Source organism: Pseudomonas sp. LB3P58, from assembly GCF_054897895.1.
Genome location: NZ_JBUBVE010000001.1, coordinates 758455 through 780067 on the forward strand (window position 1 = coordinate 758455; position 21613 = coordinate 780067).

Sequence of the window (21613 nt, forward strand, 5' to 3'; positions counted from 1 at the left end):
CCTGGGCTGGTTGGTTGAGCGACACGATGTCGTCGAACCATCACGGATGGGATCTCGCGTCTTTTTTCAGCGCGTATTTGGCCCAAGCGTCAGGGCCTTGGCCTGAGCATCACTCGGGGGAATCCTTTCCTAAGTCATGATGAATCGGCCAATATTCGCCAATCTTTAATCAAAAGGAGGCCAGATGATGGCATCGTTACCTTCGCTCGGGTTTGCCGGGGTCGGCCTGATGGGCTTGCCAATGTGCCGGCGTTTGCTGGCAGCGGGTTATCCGCTGACGGTGTGGAACCGCAATCCAGCCAAGTGCGCGCCGCTGGTCGAGGCCGGCGCACGACAAGTCGCCACGCCAGCTGAGCTGTGCCAGCACGCCGACGTGGTGATGTTGTGTCTGGCGGACACGTCGGTGGTTCGTGAGGTGGTGTTTGGCGCGGCAGGGATTGCGCAAGGTGCGAAAAGCGGTCAATTGCTGGTGGATTTTTCCAGCCTGGAACCTACCGCGACGCGGGAAATGGCGACAGCGCTGGTCAGCCAAACCGGCATGAGCTGGCTGGATACACCAGTGTCCGGCGGAGTGGTCGGAGCCGAGGCTGGCAGCCTGGCGATCATGGTGGGCGGTGAAACGGCGGACCTTGAGCGCGTCAGGCCTGTGCTGTTGAGCCTCGGTCAGCGCGTGACCCACATGGGCGCCGTCGGAGCGGGGCAGGTGACCAAGGCTTGTAATCAGATGATCGTCGCCTGCAATGCGCTGGTGATTGCCGAAGTGGTGGCGTTGGCCGAGCGTTCCGGGGTGCAGGCCAGTCTGATCGCCGAGGCTCTGGCCGGTGGTTTCGCCGATTCAAAGCCGTTGCAGATCCTTGCTCCGCAAATGGCCGAAAGCCGTTTCGAACCAGTGAAATGGCATGTGCGCACGCTGCTCAAGGACCTCGACACCGCGGTGAAGTTTTCCCGCGAGCAAGGCTCGGCCACGCCGATCAGTGGACTGGCCGCACAATTGATGCGACTGCATGGGAGCCAGGGATTCCTGGAAAAAGATCCGTCGACGCAAGTGCAGTTGTACCGCGAGCCAGACTCAAAGGGCTGACAGTGTGCAGGTGCTTGCGCTGGTTGATTTCGCTCAGCACCGGACGCAACTGCGCCAGCGGGATTGGACGACTGAGCAGGTAGCCCTGCACGAAGTCACAGCCGTTACGCTCCAGAAACTCGTATTGCTCAACGGTTTCGACGCCTTCGGTCACCACCTGCAAATGCAGCGTGTGGGCCATGACGATGATCGCTTGAACGATTTCCATGTCCTGGGTGGCCTTGGGAATGTCCTGGATGAACGAGCGGTCGATCTTCAGCGTGTTGAGTGGCAGCCGTTTGAGATAGGCCAGTGATGAGTAACCGGTGCCGAAGTCATCAATCGACAGCGACACACCGAGGGCACGAATCTGGCGCAGCAACACCAGCGTATCGGCGATGTTGCCCATCAGCGCATTTTCCGTCACTTCCAGTTCCAGCCGCTGCGGCGCCACTCCGGCGACCCGTAGCGCGTGTTCGATTTCATCGGCCAATTCTTCGCGCGCCAGGTTCAGGGGCGAGCAGTTCACGGCGATGTGGAGTTCTTCGCAACCCTGACGCGACAACTCGCCCAGATCCTCACAGGCTTTGCGCAGGACCCAGTTGTCCAGTTCGGCAATCAGGCCGTTGGCCTCGGCGATGGCAATGAACCGGTCCGGTGCCAGCAGTCCGTGAACCGGATGTTGCCAGCGGACCAGCGCTTCAAGTTTGCTGACCTGAGCGGTTTTCAGGTCATAGATCGGTTGGTAATAGAGCATCAGCCCGGTGTTTTCGCGCAGGGCGTGGCGCAGCTCTTCTTCCAGTTGCAGTTCCAGCGTCGCGCGGGTTTTCAGGTTTTCGCTGAAAAAATTCAGGCCATTGCGCCCGCTGTCCTTGGACTGATACAGCGCCAGGTCAGCGTTTTTCAGCAACTCTTCACAGGTCTTGCCATCTTCCGGAAACACGCTGATGCCGATACTGGTGGTCATGACCATGCGCCGCCCGGACAGCTCGATCGGCTCCTTCATTTTCGCCATGATGCGCTGGGCCATGTGCCGCGCTTCATCACGATCATGCAGGCTGATGAGGATGCAAAACTCGTCGCCTCCGAAGCGCGCAACCACATCTTCGTGGCTGCGCACCGAGCACTTTATGTGGCTGGCCAGGACTTTGAGCAATTCGTCGCCGGCATCATGGCCGAGGCTGTCGTTGATCCGCTTGAAATGGTCGATGTCCAGGAACAGCACCGCCAGCATGCCGCCTTCGTTGGTTTTCTCCATGAGCTTCTCGGCGAAGATCTGGTTGAAGCCACGGCGGTTGATGAGGTTGGTCAGGGGGTCATAGTGCGCCACTTGTTGTAACGACATCCTCGCCTGGTCCAGTTGACTGAGCAGGGCGTTGACCCGCTGCAGGTCGCGCTCTTTGTTTTGCAGCTTCTTGTCCGCCAGCGCCGCGCTGATGCTGCTGCCGATGATCAGCAGCGTCATGACCGCCACCGTCAGACCCAGTTGCAGATGATTGTTTACGCCGGGCAGCGGCTGGAGGCTATCGGCGGGCAGCACCAGATTGAAGGCAGCCATGCCGGTGAAGTGCATGCAGATGATGCCTGCCCCGAGCACCAGACTGGCGCTGTATTTGAGCAGTTGATGGAACAGGCCGGTGCCGTCGCGCAGATGACTTGATATCAGCAGGGCTGCAAGGCTGGCACCGATGGCGATCACAACGGAGAGGGCGAATAGCGTGGGTTGGTAATACGCCACCGCACTCGAACGCATGGCGCTCATGCCCACGTAATGCATGGTGGCGATGCCCAGGCCGATGCAGATCGAAGCCTGGAGATATTGCCAAAAACTCAGGCGGGGATGACTGAGAGTATGCATGGCCAGCCACGAGGCGAGCAGGGCGATCAACAGAGAAAGGAGAGTGATGGGTAATTCATATTGAATGTCGATCGGCGCCTGAAACGCTAGCATGCCAATGAAGTGCATGGCCCAGATCCCGCCCGCCAGGCAACTGGCGCCGACCCAGCGCCAGAGCCGCTGCGAGGCGGGTTTTTCCACGTGACCGACCCGTTCGGCCATGTCCAATGTGGCAAAGCTGCCGACACAGGCGACCACATACGCCAGCAGTACCAGAAAAGGGTCATGTGTGCAGTTGAGTATTACCTGGCCGTTCGCCGTCAGCTCGGTAATGAAATGCAAGCCAAGCCACTCCATAGCATGCCCCATTGTCATCCTGGCTGACGCCATGAACGCTGGCGAATGCTTTGGAGTATAGAAGGCATGTTTAGAGTGCAAACGGTAGTGGCAAATTGGCCCTAACCATTTTGGAATGAGCGTTAGAGCATTTGGAAATAACTGTTGTATCAGCTGCGACATCTTCCATGGGCGGATATCAGCTTTACAAATAATGACAGACAGCTCTGGCGGGCCTGACTAGATTGCAGGCTCCGGGCTCGGATGCGCTGGCAGTGAAGCCCCAATAACAATAAAAGAGACGGACCCATGCAGAACTCGACCCAAGCGGCGAATGCCTGGCGCATTCTGTTCCTGCTGTTCCTGGCCAATCTGTTCAACTTCTTCGACCGCACCATTCCAGCCATCATCATCGAACCGATCCGCATGGAATGGCACCTCAGCGACTTTCAGCTGGGGATCATCGGTACCGCATTCACCCTCGTTTATGCCATTGCCGGCCTGCCTCTGGGGCGGATGGCCGATACCGGTTCGCGCAGTAAATTGATGGGCTGGGGCCTGGCGGCGTGGAGCGGGCTGACAGCAATCAACGGACTGGTGGGGAGTTTCTGGGCTTTCCTGATCGTGCGCATGGGCATCGGCATCGGTGAAGCCAGTTACGCACCGGCCGCCAACTCGCTGATCGGTGATCTGTTTCCGGCCCATCGTCGGGCACGGGCGATGGGCATTTTCATGCTGGGGCTGCCGTTGGGGCTGCTGCTGGCGTTCTTCACCATCGGCGCCATGGTCAAGGCCTTCGACAGCTGGCGCGCGCCGTTCTTTATCGCGGCAGTGCCGGGGCTGATCCTGGCGATTTTCATGTTCTTCATCAAGGAACCGAAACGCGGCGCTGCAGAGAGTGTGCAAGTCTCGCAGGAGCGCGTAGACCGGCCGATCCGTCGGGTGCTGGCGGTGCCGACTTTCCTGTGGCTGGTGATGGCGGGGCTGTGCTTCAACTTCGCCACGTATGCCTGCAACTCGTTTCTGGTACCGATGCTGCAACGCTATTTCCTGATGCCGTTGCAGGAAGCGGCGGTGGCGACCGGGGTGATCGTCGGCGTGACCGGGTTGTTCGGCCTGACGCTGGGCGGTTGGGTGGCGGACAAGATTCACCAGCGGGTGGCCAATGGGCGACTGCTGTTTGCCGCGTTCAGCTTGATCATCTCGACGGTGTGCACGGCTTGGGCGCTGCATTCCGGGCGGATCGAGATCGGGGTATTTGTGGCGGTGTTCAGTGTGGGCTGGTTGTTTGCCTACAACTTCTACACCTGCGTTTACACCGCCATTCAGGACGTAGTCGAGCCGCGCTTGCGGGCTACGGCCATGGCGCTGTTCTTCGCCGGGTTGTATTTGCTGGGTGGTGGTTTGGGGCCGGTGGTGGTGGGCGCATTGTCCGACCACTTTGCGCATACGGCGATGCTCTCGGCCGGTGCTGAACAGATGACCGAGGCGTTCAAGGCTGTCGGCTTGCATGACGCGATGTATTTGATTCCGGTGGCGCTGTTTTTCACCATGGTGTTTCTGTTTTTGGCGTCGCGGTGTTTTGTGCGCGATGCCAAGCGGATGAAGGAAGGGTTGGTGGCTGTGGTTGAGCCTGTGGGTTCTGCGGTGACTGCTTAACCGCTTTCGCGAGCAGGCTCGCTCCCACATTTGGAATGCATTCCCCTGTGGGAGCGAGCCTGCTCGCGAAGAGGTCATCAGCAGCACAGCAACAATCAACCAGACAAAAAAAGGCCCGCATCGCTGCGGGCCTTTTGTTTTAGCGGTGGAGCAGGGGAGTTAACCCGCCACCAACACCCGAATCGCTTCCAGTCGCAGCGCAGCCTTGTCGAGCATGGCCAGGCCTTGCTCGCGTTGCTTGCGCAGGGCAACCAGTTCGCTGTCACGCACGGTCGGGTTGACCGCTTGCAACGCGGTCAGGCGCGCCAGTTCTTCGTCGGTGTCGGCGGCCAGACGACGCTGCGCCTCAGCCACACGCTCGGCGTGACGCGGGAAAATCTTCTCTTCACCGGCGTTGATCCGTGGCGTCAGCTGATCGCGCTGGGCCTGGATGAACTTGTTGGCGCTGGCACGCGGCACGCTTTCCAGCTGATCGTTAAGGGTTTCGAACGACACCCGGGCCGACAGGTCGTTGCCATTGGCATCGAGCAGGCAGCGCAGGGCGGCCGGTGGCAGGTAACGGCCCAGTTGCAGCGAGCGCGGAGCAACCACTTCGCTGACGTAGAGCAGTTCCAGCAACACGGTGCCAGGTTTCAGCGCCTTGTTCTTGATCAGCGCCACGGCGGTGTTGCCCATGGAGCCGGACAAGACCAGGTCCATGCCGCCCTGAACCATCGGGTGTTCCCAGGTAATGAACTGCATGTCTTCGCGAGACAGCGCCTGGTTGCGGTCGTACGTGATGGTCACGCCTTCGTCGTCGCCCAGCGGGAAGCTGGCGTCGAGCATTTTTTCGCTCGGTTTGAGGATCAGCGCGTTTTCCGAATGGTCTTCGCTGTCGATGCCGAATGCGTCGAACAGGGTTTCCATGTAGATCGGCAGGGCGAATTGATCGTCTTGCTCGAGGATGTCCTCGACCAGCGCATCACCTTCGCCAGCGCCGCCGGAGTTGAGCTCTAGCAAGCGGTCGCGGCCAGTGTGCAACTCGGCTTCCAGACGCTCACGCTCGGCGCGGGCTTCGTCGATCAGCGCTTGCCACTCGCCGTCATCGGCGTTTTCCAGCAGTGGCAGCAGGCGCGGGCCGAACTGATGCTGCAAGGCGTTGCCGGTCGGGCAAGTGTTGAGGAACGCATTCAGCGCTTCGTGGTACCACTGGAACAGGCGCTGTTGCGGGCTGGTTTCCAGGTACGGCACGTGCAGTTCGATGATGTGCTTCTGGCCGATCCGGTCCAGACGGCCGATACGCTGCTCCAGCAGGTCCGGGTGCGATGGCAGATCGAACAGCACCAAGTGGTGCGAGAACTGGAAGTTACGACCTTCACTGCCGATTTCCGAGCAGATTAGCACTTGCGCGCCAAATTCTTCGTCGGCGAAGTAGGCGGCGGCGCGGTCACGCTCGAGGATGTTCATGCCTTCGTGGAAGACCGTGGCCGGGATGCCGGAACGCACGCGCAGGGCGTCTTCCAGGTCCATGGCGGTTTCGGCGTGGGCGCAGATCACCAGCACTTTGGTGCGCTTGAGCATCTTCAGCGTATCGATCAGCCACTCGACCCGCGGGTCGAATTTCCACCAGCGTTCTTCTTCGTTGGCGTCCGGCTGCGCCTGGAAGTTGACTTCCGGGTACAGCTCGGCGTGATCGCCCAACGGCAGTTCGAGGTATTCGTCGGGGCATGGCAGCGGGTACGGATGCAGCTTGCGCTCCGGGAAACCCTGCACGGCGGCGCGGGTGTTGCGGAACAGCACGCGGCCAGTGCCGTGGCGGTCGAGCAGTTCGCGGACCAGACGGGCGCTGGCTTCGGTGTCGCCATCGTTGACCGCAGTCAGCAAGGCTTCGCCTTCGTTGCCGAGGAAACCGTGAATGGTCTTGTGCGCTTCAGGCGACAGGCGCCCCTTGTCCAGCAACTCCTGAACGGCTTCGGCCACCGGGCGATAGTTTTCGCTCTCGGCACGGAAGGCGTGCAGGTCATGGAAACGGTTCGGATCGAGCAGGCGCAGACGCGCAAAGTGGCTGTCCTGACCCAGTTGTTCCGGGGTCGCGGTCAGCAGCAGGACGCCGGGAATGACTTCGGCCAATTGCTCGACCAACGAGTATTCCGGGCTGGCCTTGTCTTCGTGCCACACCAGGTGGTGCGCTTCGTCGACGACCATCAGGTCCCAACCGGCGGCGAACAGTGCGTCCTGGGCCTTCTCGTCTTCCACCAGCCACTCGAGTGCAACCAGCGCGAGCTGGGTGTCTTCGAACGGGTTGGCGGCATCGCTTTCGATGAAGCGTTCTTCGTCGAACAGCGCGACTTGCAGGTTGAAGCGGCGGCGCATCTCCACCAGCCACTGGTGCTGAAGGTTCTCCGGAACCAGGATCAGCACGCGGTTGGCGCGGCCCGAGAGCAGTTGGCGATGGATCACCAGACCGGCTTCGATGGTTTTGCCCAGACCCACTTCGTCTGCCAGCAAAACCCGCGGCGCAATGCGGTCAGCGACTTCACGGGCGATGTGCAGCTGGTGCGCGATCGGTTGCGCACGCACGCCACCGAGGCCCCAAAGCGCGGACTGCAACTGGCGGCTGGTGTGTTCCAGGGTGTTGTATCGCAGGGAGAACCAGGCCAGCGGGTCGATCTGCCCGGCGAACAAACGATCGCTGGCCAGACGGAACTGAATGAAGTTCGACAGTTGGGTTTCCGGCAGGGTAACCACTTCGTTATGCCCGTTGAGGCCGTGGTAAACCAGCAGGCCGTCGACGTCGTCGACTTCTTGTACGGTCAGTTTCCAGCCTTCGAAGTGAGTAATCGAGTCACCCGGCGAAAACCGCACGCGGGTGAGGGGCGCATTCCGTAGCGCGTACTGGCGAGTCTCGCCAGTGGCCGGGTAGAGCACGGTCAACAAGCGGCCGTCCTGTGCCAGAACGGTGCCTAAACCCAGCTCGGCTTCGCTGTCACTGATCCAGCGTTGCCCCGGTTGATACTGCTGCGCCATGCTGCCTGACTCCCACCTTGAAAAAGCGGGCTATCTTAACGGAATGAGGGCTTCAGGGCCAAAGGACTCTCATAAAAACCCGAAGTCTTACGTTAGTACAGCGATGCAGCGCTTGCAGGTCGGGGCACCTATTCGTGCCAAACGGGTCACAGTTTGCGACCGATGGCTCAAGTCGCCATCCCCGCAGCCGACAGCCTGCTGACAGGAGACTAATAATTATGCTGCCACCGATGCTCCCCTTGAGTGCCGTGCCAATCACCTCACAGCAGGATCCGATTCGCCAGCGGCCGGATATTCCCCCCGTGGTGCCGGTGCAAGAAAGCTCCAACGAAAGCACCATCGACCTGCAACAGCGCGATCCGGAAGAGGCGGCGTTTCAGCTGCGCGAGGAACAGCGCCGCAAGCAGGAACAGCAAAGGCGCCGTCGCGAAGCCGATGAAGATCCTGAAGTGCACCTGGCGATTCCCGGTGACGAGCTCAATGCTGACAATACCGTGCCGGTGGCGCCATTGATGGAAGATCAGCCACGTCAGGGTTTGTGGGTCGATATCCAGATTTGAGGTCACGACTGGTCAGCGCCGCCATCAGACCGCATTATTGGCACATCCTTGCCTGCAGATGCGGCAACTGAATTTCATTCCAGGCGATGCACTGAGCACCATGAGCCAAGACGACAAGCTGATCGACCTCAACGCCGAACGCGCCAAGCGGGTTCATGACCTTAATGAAAAGCGCCTGAACGAAGTGCGCCAGGCGTTCGAGCACGCCATGCCGTTGGGTAAAGCGAAGAAAAAGCCGAAGAATAAACCGAAAAAGCGTTGAAACACCCTGCATCGGTTGATGCAGGTCAGTTATTCCCCCTCCTTTACGCCCAGTCTCGGGCGACATTGATCCCGGTCAATTTCTTCTCCTGCCTGATTGGTTAACTTAGCCCCATCGCAACAAGGCAAGTGCAGGAGGCCAGTCATGTTTTTCGACAACGTGGTGATCGCCGGAGTGCTGACAGTCGGCCTCATGGTTCTGTTTTTTGCAGGGTTTGGATTTTTTATCTGGAAGGATTCGCATAAGCGCAAACCGTAGGTCTTTCTGGAAGCAATGAGCACGCAAGGCATTTTGGGCAACTTCGGTTGCCTTTTTTTTTGCGTGCGGTTTCTTGAGGATGTATGGAGATTAGATTTGTGGTGTTTGGAAGATCGCAGGCATGAAAAAGGCGCGGCTCTTACGAGGCGCGCCTTTTTCGTTGCAGCGATGTATCAGCTGCCCAGTGCCTTCGACGCCAGCCAGAACAGGCCGGCCGACAGGGCCACTGTGGCTGGCAGGGTCAGGACCCAGGCCAGCAGGATGGTTCTGACGGTGCCACCCTGAAGGCCGCTTTTATTGGCGACCATGGTGCCGGCCACGCCCGACGACAGGACGTGGGTGGTGGAAACCGGCAGGCTGAAGATGTTGGCCAGGCCGATCATGCACGCGGTGGTGATCTGTGCAGACATGCCTTGAGCGTAGGTCATGCCCTGCTTGCCGATCTTCTCGCCAATGGTCAGAACCACGCGCTTCCAGCCCACCATGGTACCCAGGCCGAGGGCCAGGGCGACCGCCAGAATCACCCAGAACGGGGCGTATTCGGTGGTAGTGGTCAGGTCTTTGCGCAGCTTGTCCAGGTCAGCCTTTTCACGGGCAGCGAGACCAGGAAGCTTGCTGACTTTCTTCGCCGTGTCGTCCAGGCAGAGTAGGTAGCGACGCACTTCGATGCGGCTTTCCGACGGCAGCGAGTGGTAGTCCGCTACACCTTTAAGGGTGCCGAGCAGGGCGGTAATTGTCGGTTCGGTCTGTTGCGGGTTGCAACGGAATTTCTCCGGCAGATCGCCTTCCACGCTTTTGCCCAAGGCCAGGAATTCACCCAGCGTATCGGCATTGCGCTTGTAGAACTGGCTCAGGTGCAGGGTCGCGTCGCGAGTCCGTTCGATCTGGTAGGTTGTGCTGCCCAGGTCGAGTACGAACTGCGCCGGCACGATACCGATCAACACCAGCATGATCAGGCCGATACCTTTCTGGCCATCGTTGGAACCATGCACGAAGCTCACGGCCATGGCCGAGATCACCAATACCAGACGGTTCCAGAACGGTGGGTGCTTCTTGTCATCGAGCTTGCGGCGCTGGTCCGGCGTCTTGTGCATCTTCGACAGTGGGCGCCACCATTTCAGTCCGATCAGCACCAGAGCGGCAACGATGAAACCGGCCATTGGCGAGAACACCAGGGACGCACCGATATCGATCGCTTTCTGCCAGTTCACACCATCAGCCAACGGAATATCGTTGATCAAGGCGTTGGCAAGGCCGACACCGAGGATCGACCCGATCAGCGTATGGGAGCTGGAAGCCGGGATACCGAAGTACCAGGTGCCCAGGTTCCAGGTGATGGCGGCGGCGAGCAGCGAGAACACCATGGCCAGCCCGTGACCGGTGTTCACATTGATCAGCAGCTCTACCGGCAGCAGGTGGACGATGGCATATGCCACGCCGACACCGCCCAGCAGCACGCCGAGAAAGTTGAACACACCGGAAAAGAACACCGCCAGATGGGGCGGCATGGCTTTGGTGTAGATAACAGTGGCCACCGCGTTAGCGGTGTCATGAAAGCCGTTGATGAACTCGAAGGCGAGGACAAAGGCCAGGGCGAGCAAGAGGCTCACAAGCACCCAAGCATCTAGTCCGCTGAATAAATCGATCATGAAGGTTTTCTGACCCGGTCGTAAGGGGGCGCGATTATGCCAGAAAAGACTGCTAATCAATGCACTTGCTGCTCATCGGTAACATTCTTCAACGAATTAATTTGTGGCAGCAGCCAAAATCCCAGGTTTTTACTGGGTTTTGCAAGTCATTGAATTTCTTTGAAAAGCCCGCAGCCACAAGGCGTCCTCTCGTAGGAGCAAGAGGTTTGAACGCTTGTGTGAAATATCTGAAAAGAGGGCCAGACATGCACCATTTGCCTCATCCGGTGGGTGAGGTGGCCGCTGCCCGCTTGTAGCGGGCGCGAAAGGCATCATCGATACATCCTGTTTTTAACGGATGCAGACGCAGACCCTTGAAAGGATTCAGGCCGAGGGCTTATGGCTCTTCGGCTTTGAGTTCCTTTTCCATTTTCTGCAATTCTTGAGTGAAAGCCTGATCCTGAACGGTGGCGCGTTTACGCCAGGGTTTGCGTTCCGGTTCGGGCTGAGCGGCGTAGGTGGTGACTTCCCCGCCGTAAACTTCCTTGTAACGTTGTTCCTGGCGCTCAAGTTCCGCGCGCAGTTCGTCTTTCGTCACAGTGCTACCTGATTGAGTTGAGTTGAATTCTGGTGAAACGCGCTGCATCAAATGTATTTAACCACGCTCGCCGAATGGACAAGGCCCGCAAAGGCATCATTTTTTAAGGCATTGCGATCAATTACTTCCATGTTGCAGGCGGCCACGACACCAGAGATAAACAGCTGACGCAGCATCAGTTTCCTGTTTCAGCGAACGCCTTGGCTAAGCATATGAAATGAGTGTCAGGCGCTAGCTGCGGGTAACGGCGATGGAACATCGCGCTACCGGATGGCGGAATCGGCAATTAAAAACCGGTCGCCACTGAATTTCATTATAGCGGTCGATTCGAAGAACACTATCGCCAAAGAGTTAAAAGTGGGTCTTGATGTGTGATTGTTTTGTTACTCGCAACTTTATACGGCTAACTAGGTCGTTCGGCGGCACGACGTTACAGTGATGTCTTTCTGGCGCCATTAAGTCGAACAAGTTAGGACAATTACATCGGCCCTTCTAGTCTGCGTCAGAGCCAGTGTAAAAACAGGTGCAACCCCGTTCAATAATTGGCTGGTCCTGGTGGGAGTCGATTGCGATTATCGGTCGATGGTTCGATAATCGCACAGTCTTGGCTGCCCGGGGTTGTGTGAGGGACCGGCTGCCGCTTGTAATAGCCGCTGATCCGCGTGGAAAAGGACCTTATATGAACGATCAAATGCGCAATTCCTTCGCTTCAGTGGCGCCGCCGATCGTTGCCTCGCCCGCCAAGCGGATCCAGGCACTGACCGGCGACCCGGATTTCATGACCTCCCTGGCCCGTGGCCTGGCTGTGGTGCAAGCGTTTCAGGAGCGCAAACGTCACCTCACCATCGCCCAGATCAGTCACCGCACGGAAATTCCCCGCGCCGCTGTGCGACGTTGCCTGCACACGCTGATCAAACTCGGCTACGCCACCACCGACGGCCGCACCTATTCGCTGCTGCCCAAAGTACTGACGCTTGGCCATGCCTATGTGTCCTCGACGCCGCTGGCGGTTTCCGCTCAGCCCTACCTGGACCGCATGAGTGAGCAACTGCATGAAGCCTGCAACATGGCCACTCTGGAAGGCGATGACATTTTGTACATCGCTCGTTCGGCCACCACTCAACGACTGATTTCCGTCGACCTGTCAGTGGGTGGACGTCTGCCCGCCTATTGCACCTCGATGGGCCGGATTCTTCTCGCGGCGCTGGACGATACGTCGCTGCGCGAGTACCTCGACCATGCAGAGCTGCAAGCCAAGACCAGCCGAACCCTGCACACCCCCGAGGCGTTGCTCGAATGCCTGCAAGAGGTGCGGCAGCAAGGCTGGTGCATCGTCGATCAGGAGCTGGAACAAGGCCTGCGCTCGATTGCCGTTCCGGTGTACGACGCTTCCGGCCAAGTCGTAGCTGCGCTAAACGTCAGTACCCACGCCGGCCGAGTCAGCCGCAACGAGCTGGAACAACGTTTCCTGCCTGGCCTTCTGAGCGCGAGTCGCGACCTCAGCGCGCAACTCTTTGCGTAAGCCATTTGCCTAAGCTGTTCGATAAACGCACAGACTCGCGTTTATCGAATTGACGCTCTTTCCCCAAGATCACTAATGTCGCGGCAGCGCCAGCCTTGGCTGGCACCTGTTCGACTGCGTTCTTTGCGTGGAATAAAAATAATGAACCAGCCCCAGTCTGCTGTAGGAAACTGCCTCGACGTGCAGTCCTTCATCAATGCTCAACCCATTTCGCGCTACCAATGGCGAGTGGTGATCCTGTGTTTCCTGATTGTTTTCCTCGATGGTCTCGACACGGCGGCCATGGGTTTCATTGCGCCCGCCCTGTCACAGGATTGGGGCATCGACCGCGCCAGTCTCGGCCCGGTGATGAGCGCGGCGTTGATCGGCATGGTCTTTGGCGCACTGGGTTCTGGCCCATTGGCTGACCGCTTCGGGCGAAAAGTCGTACTGGTAGGCGCGGTGCTGTTGTTCGGCGCGTTCAGCCTGGCTTCGGCTTACAGCACCAACGTCGATCAGCTGCTGGTGCTGCGATTCCTCACTGGCCTTGGCCTTGGTGCCGGCATGCCGAACGCCACGACGCTGCTGTCCGAATACACCCCGGAGCGCAAGAAATCCCTGCTGGTGACCAGCATGTTCTGCGGTTTCAACCTCGGCATGGCGGGCGGCGGTTTCATTTCCGCCAAACTGATCCCGGCGTTTGGCTGGCACAGTCTGCTGATGATCGGCGGGATTTTGCCGCTGATCCTCGCCGTCGTATTGCTGTTCTGGCTGCCGGAATCGGCGCGCTACCTCGTCGTCCGCAATCGCGGCACTGACAAAGTGCGCAAGACTCTGGCGCCCATCGATCCAACCGTCGTCGCTCAGGCTTCCAGCTTCAGCGTGCCAGAACAGAAAACCGTGAAGGCCCGCAACGTGTTCGCGGTGATCTTCTCCGGCACCTACAGCACCGGCACCTTGTTGCTGTGGCTGACCTATTTCATGGGGCTGGTGATCGTTTATCTGCTGACCAGTTGGCTGCCGACGCTGATGCGTGACAGTGGCGCGAGCATGGAGCAGGCGGCGTTCATTGGTGCGTTGTTCCAGTTTGGTGGGGTATTGAGCGCGGTGGGCGTGGGCTGGGCGATGGACCGGTTCAATCCGCACAAGGTTATCGGCATTTTCTATCTATTCGCCGGGGTGTTTGCCTACGCGGTAGGGCAGAGCCTGGGCAACATCACGCTATTGGCGACGTTGGTGCTGGTGGCCGGGATGTGCGTCAACGGTGCGCAATCGGCGATGCCTTCCCTGGCGGCGCGGTTTTATCCGACGCAGGGGCGGGCGACCGGGGTGTCGTGGATGCTCGGGATTGGCCGCTTTGGCGCGATTCTCGGTGCGTGGATGGGCGCAACGCTGCTGGGCCTGGGCTGGAACTTCGAGCAGGTGCTGACAGCGCTGGTGATTCCAGCGGCATTGGCAACCACGGCGGTGGTGATCAAGGGCATGGTCAGTCATGCGGATGCGACTTGAGGACAGGCTTCTGATTTTTCGTTGAGCTTGCGGCCCTCATCGCGAGCAGGCTCGCTCCCACAGGAGAACGCGGTCAACTGTGGGAGTGAGCCTGCTCGCGATGCTTTTGATTGTTCAATGGACGCGGAGCGTCCCGGGCTGCATTCCTTTGCTGCGCGTGGGAACGATCAGAAAACGGATCGGTAGTGAGACAACAATCTGTTCGATAAACGAACACTCAGTCGATTATCGGATTGTTTGGCGTTTTTCAGGGGCTTACTCTTCAGTCATTCCGGCGCTGCGCATCGCGCCTTTTTCTTCCACTGTCGGTTCATAACAAAACGGGAGCCTGCCCCATGGCTGAAATCCTTTCGCTGCACGACGCGGTGAAGCAATTCGTTAACGACGGCGATACCGTCGCGCTCGAAGGCTTCACTCACCTGATCCCTACGGCGGCGGGTCACGAAATCATTCGCCAGGGCAAGAAAGACCTGACCCTGGTGCGGATGACGCCTGACCTGATCTACGACCAGTTGATCGGCGCCGGTTGTGCTCGCAAGCTGATTTTCTCCTGGGGCGGTAACCCGGGCGTCGGTTCGCTGCACCGCCTGCGTGACGCCGTCGAGAAGCAGTGGCCGCACGCGCTGGAAATCGAAGAGCACAGCCACGCCGACCTGGCCAATGCCTACGTCGCTGGCGCTTCCGGCCTACCGTTCGCGGTGCTGCGTGCCTACGCCGGCTCCGACCTGCCGAAGGTCAACCCGCTGATCAAAACCGTCACCTGCCCATTCACCGGCGAAGTATTGGCGGCCGTGCCTTCGGTGCGCCCGGACATCACCGTGATTCACGCACAGAAAGCCGACCGCAAAGGCAACGTGTTGCTGTGGGGCATTCTCGGCGTACAGAAAGAGGCGGCACTGGCCGCCAAGCGCTGCATCGTTACCGTCGAGGAAATCGTCGACGACCTCAATGCACCGATGAACTCCTGCGTTCTGCCGACCTGGGCGTTGAGCGCGGTCTGCCACGTTCCCGGCGGCGCGCATCCGTCCTACGCTCACGGCTACAACGAGCGTGATAACCGTTTCTACCAGGCTTGGGATCCGATTGCCCGCGACCGTGAAACCTTCACCGCGTGGATCAACGAGTACATCCACGGCTGCGCTGACTTCAGCGAGTTCCAGGCCAAACTGGCCGCTGCTTCGGAGGCCAAGTAATGACTTACACCACCAATGAAATGATGACCGTCGCCGCTGCCCGCCGTTTGAAAAACGGTTCGGTGTGCTTCGTCGGCATCGGCCTGCCATCGAAAGCCGCCAACCTGGCGCGTCTGACTTCCTCGCCGGATGTAGTCCTTATCTACGAATCGGGTCCGATCGGTGCCAAGCCGAGCGTACTGCCGCTGTCGATCGGTGACGGTGAGCTGGCGGAAACCGCTGACACCGTTGTGCCGACCGGTGAGATTTTTCGCTATTGGTTGCAGGGTGGGCGCATCGACGTCGGTTTCCTCGGTGCCGCGCAAGTCGACCGCTTCGGCAATATCAACACCACGGTCGTTGGCGACTACCACGCGCCGAAAGTCCGCCTGCCGGGTGCCGGTGGTGCGCCAGAGATCGCTGGCTCGGCCAAAAGCGTGCTGATCATCCTCAAGCAGTCGGCGCGTTCCTTTGTCGACAAACTCGACTTCATTACCTCGGTCGGCCATGGCGAGGGCGGTGATTCGCGCAAGCGTCTCGGCCTGCCGGGCGCCGGTCCGGTCGGCATCATTACCGACCTGTGCATCATGGAACCGGAAGCTGGCACCCATGAATTCGTGGTCACCGCGCTGCACCCAGGCGTAACCCGCGAGCAAGTCACCGCCGCAACCGGTTGGGCGATTCGCTTCGCCGACCATGTTGAAAACACTGCCGAGCCGACCGAAGTTGAACTGAAGGCGCTGCGTGATCTGGAAGCCCGCACCGCCGCGGCCCACGGCCAAGCACCCGGAGAAGCCTGATGCGTGACGTTTATATCTGCGACGCGATTCGCACCCCCATCGGCCGTTTCGGCGGCGGTCTGTCGGCGGTTCGCGCCGACGACCTGGCCGCCGTGCCGATCAAGGCGCTGATGGAGCGCAACCCGTCGGTGGACTGGACCGCGGTGGACGAGGTGTTCCTCGGTTGCGCCAACCAGGCCGGCGAAGACAACCGCAACGTGGCGCGCATGGCGCTGTTGCTGGCGGGTCTGCCGGAAACCATTCCGGGCGTGACCCTCAATCGCCTCTGCGCCTCGGGTATGGACGCCATCGGCACCGCCTTCCGCGCCATCGCCAGTGGCGAGATGGAGCTGGCAATTGCCGGCGGCGTCGAGTCGATGTCCCGCGCACCGTTCGTGATGGGCAAGGCTGACGCGGCGTTTTCGCGCAACATGAAGCTGGAAGACACCACCATCGGCTGGCGTTTTATCAACCCGTTGATGAAAGCCCAATACGGCGTCGACGCGATGCCGCAGACCGCCGACAACGTGGCTGACGATTACGAAGTTTCCCGCGAGGATCAGGACGCTTTCGCACTGCGCAGTCAGCAGCGGACAGCCGCCGCGCAAGCCGCAGGATTTTTCGCCGAAGAAATCGTTGAAGTGCGCATTGCCCACAAGAAGGGTGAAAGTGTCGTCAGCCAGGATGAGCATCCTCGCGCTGACACCACCCTGGAAACCCTGGCCAAACTCAAACCGGTCAACGGTCCCGACAAAACCGTGACCGCCGGCAATGCTTCCGGGGTGAACGACGGTGCAGCGGCGTTGATTCTGGCCTCCGGCGACGCCGTAAAAAAGCACGGCCTGACGGCTCGCGCCAAAGTACTGGGCATGTCCAGTGCCGGTGTTGCACCACGGGTCATGGGCATCGGCCCGGTGCCTGCGGTGCGCAAACTGACCGAGCGCCTCGGTCTGGCTGTCAGCGACTTCGACGTGATCGAACTCAACGAAGCCTTCGCCAGCCAGGGTTTGGCGGTGCTGCGTGAACTGGGACTGGCGGACGACGCCGCCCAGGTCAACCCGAACGGTGGCGCCATTGCCTTGGGCCATCCGTTGGGCATGAGCGGCGCCCGCCTGGTACTGACCGCCCTGCATCAGTTGGAAAAGACTGGCGGCAAGAAAGGTCTGGCGACCATGTGCGTCGGCGTGGGCCAGGGGCTGGCCTTGGCGATCGAACGGGTCTGACGCGCAGCGTTGATGAATAAGAACTGAGGAATGCTTCATGACTGACAAGCCTGGTTACCGCCGCCCGCAAGAGGGCACCCAGCCGGAGTACCTGCACCCGGCCTATCAATCCACCAACCGTCGCTCGCCGTCCAAGCCGTTGGTGTTTTTGCCCCATTCGCTGTCGGAAATTACCGGTCCGACTATCGGCGCCGAGCGCATTCAATCGCAGGACAACGACCTGACCGCCCAGCACAAGGGCGAGCCACTGGGCGAGCGCATCATCATTCACGGCCGCGTGCTGGATGAAGATGGCTTACCGGTGCCGGGGATTCTGGTGGAGATCTGGCAGGCCAACGCCGCCGGTCGCTACAACCATGAGCGTGACCTGCACGATGCGCCGCTGGACCCGAATTTCACCGGTAGCGGCCGCACCGTGACCGACGCCGATGGCTGGTACCAGTTCCAGACCATCAAGCCCGGCGCCTATCCATGGGGCAACCACCACAACGCGTGGCGCCCGGCGCACATCCATTTCTCACTGTTCGGGCCGAGCATTCTGACGCGCCTGGTCACGCAGATGTATTTCCCGGGCGACCCGTTGCTGGCCTACGACCCGATCTACAACTGCGTACCCGATACCAGCGCCAAAGAACGCTTGATCGCCAGTTTCGACCTGGAAAAAACCATCCCTTCCTACGCCCTCGGTTATCGCTGGGACATCGTCTTGCGCGGCCGCGAAGCCACGCCGATGGAGAAATAAGATGACGCTGAATGCGACCACGTCCCACACCGTAGGGCCGTATTACCACATCGGCCTGACCTGGCTGAACCGCGAAGACCTGACCGTCGAACAAACCCTGGGCGAGCGCGTGGCGATCACCGGGCAAGTCATCGATGGCAACGGCGACGTCGTCAACGACGCAATGCTGGAAGTCTGGCAGGCCAACGCCGCCGGCAAGTATGACCACCCCGAAGACGATCAGGACAAACCCCTGGACCCGAACTTCGAAGGGTTTGGCCGGGTGCCGGTGGATGCAGAAGGGCGCTTCCGTTTCACCACGATCAAACCGGGCACGGTGGAAGGCTTGAACGGCACGACCCAGGCGCCGCATCTGGTGGTGCTGGTGTTTGCTCGCGGGTTGGTGAAGCACTTGCTGACGCGGATTTACTTTGATGGCGAACCGGCCAACGTGGCGGATCCGCTGCTGGAATGTGTGCCGGCTGAACGTCGCAGCACCTTGCTGGCGAAGCAGGATGCGTCCGGTGTGTACCAGTGGAATGTGATCCTGCAGGGAACGGATGCCGAGACAGTGTTCTTCGATTACTGAGTGAACATCGCTAACCTTGTGGGAGCGAGCCTGCTCGCGAAGGCGTCCTATCAGCCACCATCAATGTTGCCTGTGCCGACGCTTTCGCGAGCAGGCTCGCTCCCACAGGACTGTGTTTGCGCTCAGGTAATGCATCTGTGGAACGGGGCTGTTGCAAAGTGTGTCTAGACTCTCACAGTCCCCATTGAGTAAAAAACAATGACAACTAACACCGCTACTACAGCGCACTACACCGGTGAAGAGCGCAGCAAAAGGATCTTCGCGATAGTCGGCGCCTCGTCCGGCAACCTCGTCGAATGGTTCGACTTCTACGTCTACGCCTTCTGCGCGATCTATTTCGCCCCTGCCTTTTTCCCGTCCGATAACCCGACTGTGCAGTTGGTCAACACGGCTGGCGTATTCGCCGCCGGGTTCCTGATGCGGCCCATCGGCGGCTGGATCTTCGGCCGGCTGGCGGACAAGCACGGGCGCAAGAATTCGATGATGATTTCGATTCTGATGATGTGCTTCGGTTCATTGCTCATCGCCTGCCTGCCGACCTACAACAGCATCGGGGTCTGGGCGCCGATCATGCTGCTTTTCGCCCGCCTGATTCAGGGGTTGTCGGTGGGCGGTGAGTACGGCACCACTGCGACCTACATGAGTGAAGTCGCCCTCAAGGGCCAGCGCGGTTTCTTCGCCTCCTTCCAGTACGTGACGCTGATCGGTGGGCAACTGCTGGCGGTGTCGCTGGTGGTGATCCTGCAACAGTTCCTCACTGAGGATGATTTGCGCGCCTATGGCTGGCGGATTCCGTTTGTCGTCGGTGCGTTGGCGGCGTTGATTTCTCTGTTCCTGCGCCGTTCGCTCAAGGAAACCAGCAGCAAGGAAATGCGTGAAAACAAGGACGCCGGCAGCATCCGTGCGCTGTTTCGCGACCACAAAGCGGCGTTCATTACCGTGCTCGGTTACACCGCCGGTGGCTCGCTGATTTTCTACACCTTCACCACGTACATGCAGAAGTACCTGGTGAACACCGCCGGCATGCAGGCCAAGACCGCCAGCTACATCATGACCGGCGCGCTGTTCCTTTATATGTGTATGCAGCCGTTGTTCGGCATGCTCGCGGACAAGATCGGTCGACGTAACTCGATGCTGTGGTTCGGCGCTCTGGGGACGTTGTTCACCGTACCGATCCTGCTGAGTCTGAAAAGCGTCAGCAGTCCGTTCCTGGCCTTCGTGCTGATTACCGTGGCGCTGGCGATCGTCAGTTTTTACACCTCCATCAGCGGCCTGGTAAAAGCCGAAATGTTCCCGCCGGAGGTGCGTGCCTTGGGCGTCGGCCTGGCGTATGCGGTGGCGAATGCAATCTTCGGCGGTTCGGCGGAATACGTGGCCCTGAGCCTCAAAGCCGGGGGCATGGAAAACTCCTTCTACTGGTACGTGACGGTGATGATGGCGGTGGCGTTCCTGTTCAGCCTGCGCTTGCCGAAACAGGCGAAGTATTTGGAAAACGACCTTTGATCTTTACCCGTGGGCCTGACCGGCCCACGCCTCCAGGGACTGTTTATGAACGAGCGACCGGGCAATCAATTGTTCGATGCCTATTTCACTGCCCGCGACATGCGTGAGGTGTTCTGCGATCAGGGTCGGGTTCAAGCGATGCTTGATTTCGAAGCGGCACTGGCCCGTGCCGAGGCGCGAGTCGGGCTGATCCCGCAGACGGCTGTCGCGCCGATTGAAGCGGCCTGTCAGGCCGGGCATTACGACTTTGCCGCCCTCGGCGAGGCGATTGCCACGGCGGGCAATTCGGCGATTCCGTTGGTCAAGGCGTTGGGCAAGCAGATCGCGGCCAACAATGCCGAAGCCGAGCGCTACGTGCATCTGGGCGCGACCAGCCAGGACGTGATGGACACCGGACTGGTGTTGCAACTGCGTGGGGCGCTGGAGCTGATCGAAAGCGATCTGGCGCAACTGGGCGAAACCCTCTCGAGCCAAGCCCAGCGTTACGTCGCCACACCACTGGCCGGGCGTACCTGGTTGCAGCACGCGACACCCGTCACCCTCGGCATGAAGATCGCCGGTTGGCTGGGCGCCGTCACTCGCAGCCGTCAGCGTCTGCGGGAACTCAAGCCGCGACTGCTGGTGCTGCAATTTGGCGGTGCCTCCGGAACCCTCGCGGCCCTCGGCGAGCAGGCGATGCCGATTGCCCAGGCGCTGGCTGAAGAATTGAAACTGACCCTGCCGGATCAACCTTGGCACACCCAGCGAGATCGCCTGGTGGAGTTCGGCTCGGTACTGGGATTGATCGCCGGCAGCCTCGGTAAACTGGGTCGTGACATCAGCCTGTTGATGCAGACTGAAGCCGCTGAAGTGTTCGAGCCTTCTGCGCCAGGCAAGGGCGGTTCTTCGACCATGCCGCACAAACGCAACCCGGTGGGCGCGGCGGTGTTGATCGGTGCTGCGACTCGCGTACCCGGTTTGCTCTCGACCCTGTTCAGCGCCATGCCCCAAGAACACGAGCGCAGCCTGGGCCTGTGGCATGCCGAGTGGGAAACCCTGCCGGAGATTTGCTGCCTGGTGTCCGGCAGCCTGAAACAGGCGCGGCTGGTGGCGGACGGACTGGAAGTGGACGCCGAGCGCATGGCCCGCAACCTCGATCTGACCCAAGGGCTGGTGCTCGCCGAAGCGGTGAGCATCGTCCTCGCTCAACGAGTGGGGCGCGACACTGCGCACCATTTGCTGGAGCAATGCTGCAAGCGTGCCGTGGCTGAACAACGTCATCTGCGCACGGTACTCGGCGACGAGCCGCAAGTGACCGCCGAACTGTCGGATGCTGAACTCGATCATCTGCTGGACCCTGCCCACTACCTCGGCCAGGCCCATACTTGGGTCGAGCGAGCGGTGGCTGAACATTCTGCGTTGACTGCCTGAAG

General features: G+C 60.0%; 19 protein-coding genes. 14 read left to right on the forward strand and 5 right to left on the reverse strand.

Annotated elements, in window-relative coordinates:
- The first annotated feature begins 184 nt into the window (after positions 1–184).
- Positions 185–1081: an NAD(P)-dependent oxidoreductase gene (locus tag ACYZTZ_RS03495; RefSeq protein ID WP_461997221.1), complete on the forward strand. Its 897-nt coding sequence runs from the start codon at positions 185–187 to the stop codon at positions 1079–1081.
- On the opposite strand, the gene ACYZTZ_RS03500 is transcribed toward ACYZTZ_RS03495, so the two are convergent.
- Positions 972–3254, reverse strand: a complete 2283-nt coding sequence (locus ACYZTZ_RS03500) for a putative bifunctional diguanylate cyclase/phosphodiesterase (RefSeq protein WP_461997222.1) — start codon at positions 3252–3254, stop codon at positions 972–974. The two genes, ACYZTZ_RS03495 and ACYZTZ_RS03500, sit on opposite strands and share 110 nt — an antisense overlap.
- Positions 3255–3542: 288 nt before the next feature.
- On the opposite strand from ACYZTZ_RS03500, the gene ACYZTZ_RS03505 reads away from it, so the two are divergent.
- Positions 3543–4892, forward strand: coding sequence for a spinster family MFS transporter (locus tag ACYZTZ_RS03505; RefSeq protein WP_461997223.1), 1350 nt, complete (start codon positions 3543–3545; stop codon positions 4890–4892).
- Positions 4893–5051: 159 nt separating this feature from the next.
- On the opposite strand, the gene rapA is transcribed toward ACYZTZ_RS03505, so the two are convergent.
- Entirely contained in the window at positions 5052–7898 is a 2847-nt protein-coding gene (gene rapA / locus ACYZTZ_RS03510; protein WP_461997224.1) for an RNA polymerase-associated protein RapA, read from the reverse strand.
- 218 nt (positions 7899–8116) lie between these two features.
- On the opposite strand from rapA, the gene ACYZTZ_RS03515 reads away from it, so the two are divergent.
- From ACYZTZ_RS03515 to ccoM, 3 genes are all read left to right on the forward strand, one after another.
- Positions 8117–8458, forward strand: coding sequence for an aspartate-semialdehyde dehydrogenase (locus ACYZTZ_RS03515; protein ID WP_461997225.1), 342 nt, complete (start codon positions 8117–8119; stop codon positions 8456–8458).
- 100 nt (positions 8459–8558) lie between these two features.
- Positions 8559–8720, forward strand: coding sequence for a hypothetical protein (locus tag ACYZTZ_RS03520; RefSeq protein ID WP_095128014.1), 162 nt, complete (start codon positions 8559–8561; stop codon positions 8718–8720).
- Between the two features lie 144 nt (positions 8721–8864).
- Positions 8865–8978 carry a cytochrome c oxidase subunit CcoM gene (ccoM, locus tag ACYZTZ_RS03525; protein ID WP_010462558.1) on the forward strand — a complete coding sequence of 38 codons (114 nt, stop codon included), beginning with the start codon at positions 8865–8867 and terminating at the stop codon, positions 8976–8978.
- Between the two features lie 173 nt (positions 8979–9151).
- Here the strand turns inward: ccoM and ACYZTZ_RS03530 are convergent, their stop codons facing one another.
- The 3 genes from ACYZTZ_RS03530 to ACYZTZ_RS03540 all read right to left on the reverse strand — a co-directional run bounded on the left by ACYZTZ_RS03530 (position 9152) and on the right by ACYZTZ_RS03540 (position 11380).
- Positions 9152–10627: an inorganic phosphate transporter gene (locus ACYZTZ_RS03530; protein WP_056739323.1), complete on the reverse strand. Its 1476-nt coding sequence runs from the start codon at positions 10625–10627 to the stop codon at positions 9152–9154.
- 376 nt (positions 10628–11003) lie between these two features.
- Positions 11004–11204: a hypothetical protein gene (locus ACYZTZ_RS03535; protein ID WP_007935837.1), complete on the reverse strand. Its 201-nt coding sequence runs from the start codon at positions 11202–11204 to the stop codon at positions 11004–11006.
- A gap of 47 nt (positions 11205–11251) precedes the next feature.
- A complete protein-coding gene (locus tag ACYZTZ_RS03540) occupies positions 11252–11380 on the reverse strand; it encodes a hypothetical protein (protein ID WP_461997226.1) in 129 nt (42 codons plus the stop codon).
- 503 nt (positions 11381–11883) lie between these two features.
- Here ACYZTZ_RS03540 and pcaR point away from each other — a divergent pair.
- The 9 genes from pcaR to ACYZTZ_RS03585 all read left to right on the forward strand — a co-directional run bounded on the left by pcaR (position 11884) and on the right by ACYZTZ_RS03585 (position 21611).
- Complete coding sequence (gene pcaR, locus ACYZTZ_RS03545; protein WP_008147316.1) at positions 11884–12726, forward strand: pca regulon transcriptional regulator PcaR; 843 nt, start codon at positions 11884–11886, stop codon at positions 12724–12726.
- 141 nt (positions 12727–12867) lie between these two features.
- The gene (locus ACYZTZ_RS03550) at positions 12868–14214 is read left to right on the forward strand and encodes a 4-hydroxybenzoate transporter PcaK (protein WP_046046211.1); all 1347 of its coding nucleotides are present in this window, start codon (positions 12868–12870) and stop codon (positions 14212–14214) included.
- A 335-nt stretch (positions 14215–14549) separates the two neighbouring features.
- Positions 14550–15407 carry a CoA transferase subunit A gene (locus tag ACYZTZ_RS03555; RefSeq protein ID WP_007947285.1) on the forward strand — a complete coding sequence of 286 codons (858 nt, stop codon included), beginning with the start codon at positions 14550–14552 and terminating at the stop codon, positions 15405–15407.
- Positions 15407–16186, forward strand: a complete 780-nt coding sequence (locus tag ACYZTZ_RS03560; protein WP_461997227.1) for a CoA-transferase subunit beta — start codon at positions 15407–15409, stop codon at positions 16184–16186. Before ACYZTZ_RS03555 ends, ACYZTZ_RS03560 begins: the two co-directional genes overlap by 1 nt.
- Positions 16183–17388, forward strand: coding sequence for a 3-oxoadipyl-CoA thiolase (gene pcaF, locus ACYZTZ_RS03565; RefSeq protein WP_462000637.1), 1206 nt, complete (start codon positions 16183–16185; stop codon positions 17386–17388). The genes ACYZTZ_RS03560 and pcaF overlap by 4 nt, the downstream gene beginning before the upstream one ends.
- Before the next feature lie 37 nt (positions 17389–17425).
- A complete protein-coding gene (pcaH, locus tag ACYZTZ_RS03570; protein WP_461997228.1) occupies positions 17426–18130 on the forward strand; it encodes a protocatechuate 3,4-dioxygenase subunit beta in 705 nt (234 codons plus the stop codon).
- Between the two features lies 1 nt (position 18131).
- Positions 18132–18698 (forward strand): protocatechuate 3,4-dioxygenase subunit alpha, encoded by a 567-nt coding sequence (gene pcaG, locus ACYZTZ_RS03575; RefSeq protein WP_461997229.1) that lies wholly within the window; start codon positions 18132–18134, stop codon positions 18696–18698.
- Positions 18699–18896: 198 nt separating this feature from the next.
- The gene (locus tag ACYZTZ_RS03580; RefSeq protein ID WP_461997230.1) at positions 18897–20201 is read left to right on the forward strand and encodes an MFS family transporter; all 1305 of its coding nucleotides are present in this window, start codon (positions 18897–18899) and stop codon (positions 20199–20201) included.
- 45 nt (positions 20202–20246) lie between these two features.
- On the forward strand, positions 20247–21611 hold the full coding sequence (locus ACYZTZ_RS03585) for a 3-carboxy-cis,cis-muconate cycloisomerase (RefSeq protein ID WP_461997231.1): 1365 nt from the start codon (positions 20247–20249) through the stop codon (positions 21609–21611).
- Positions 21612–21613 lie beyond the last annotated feature (2 nt).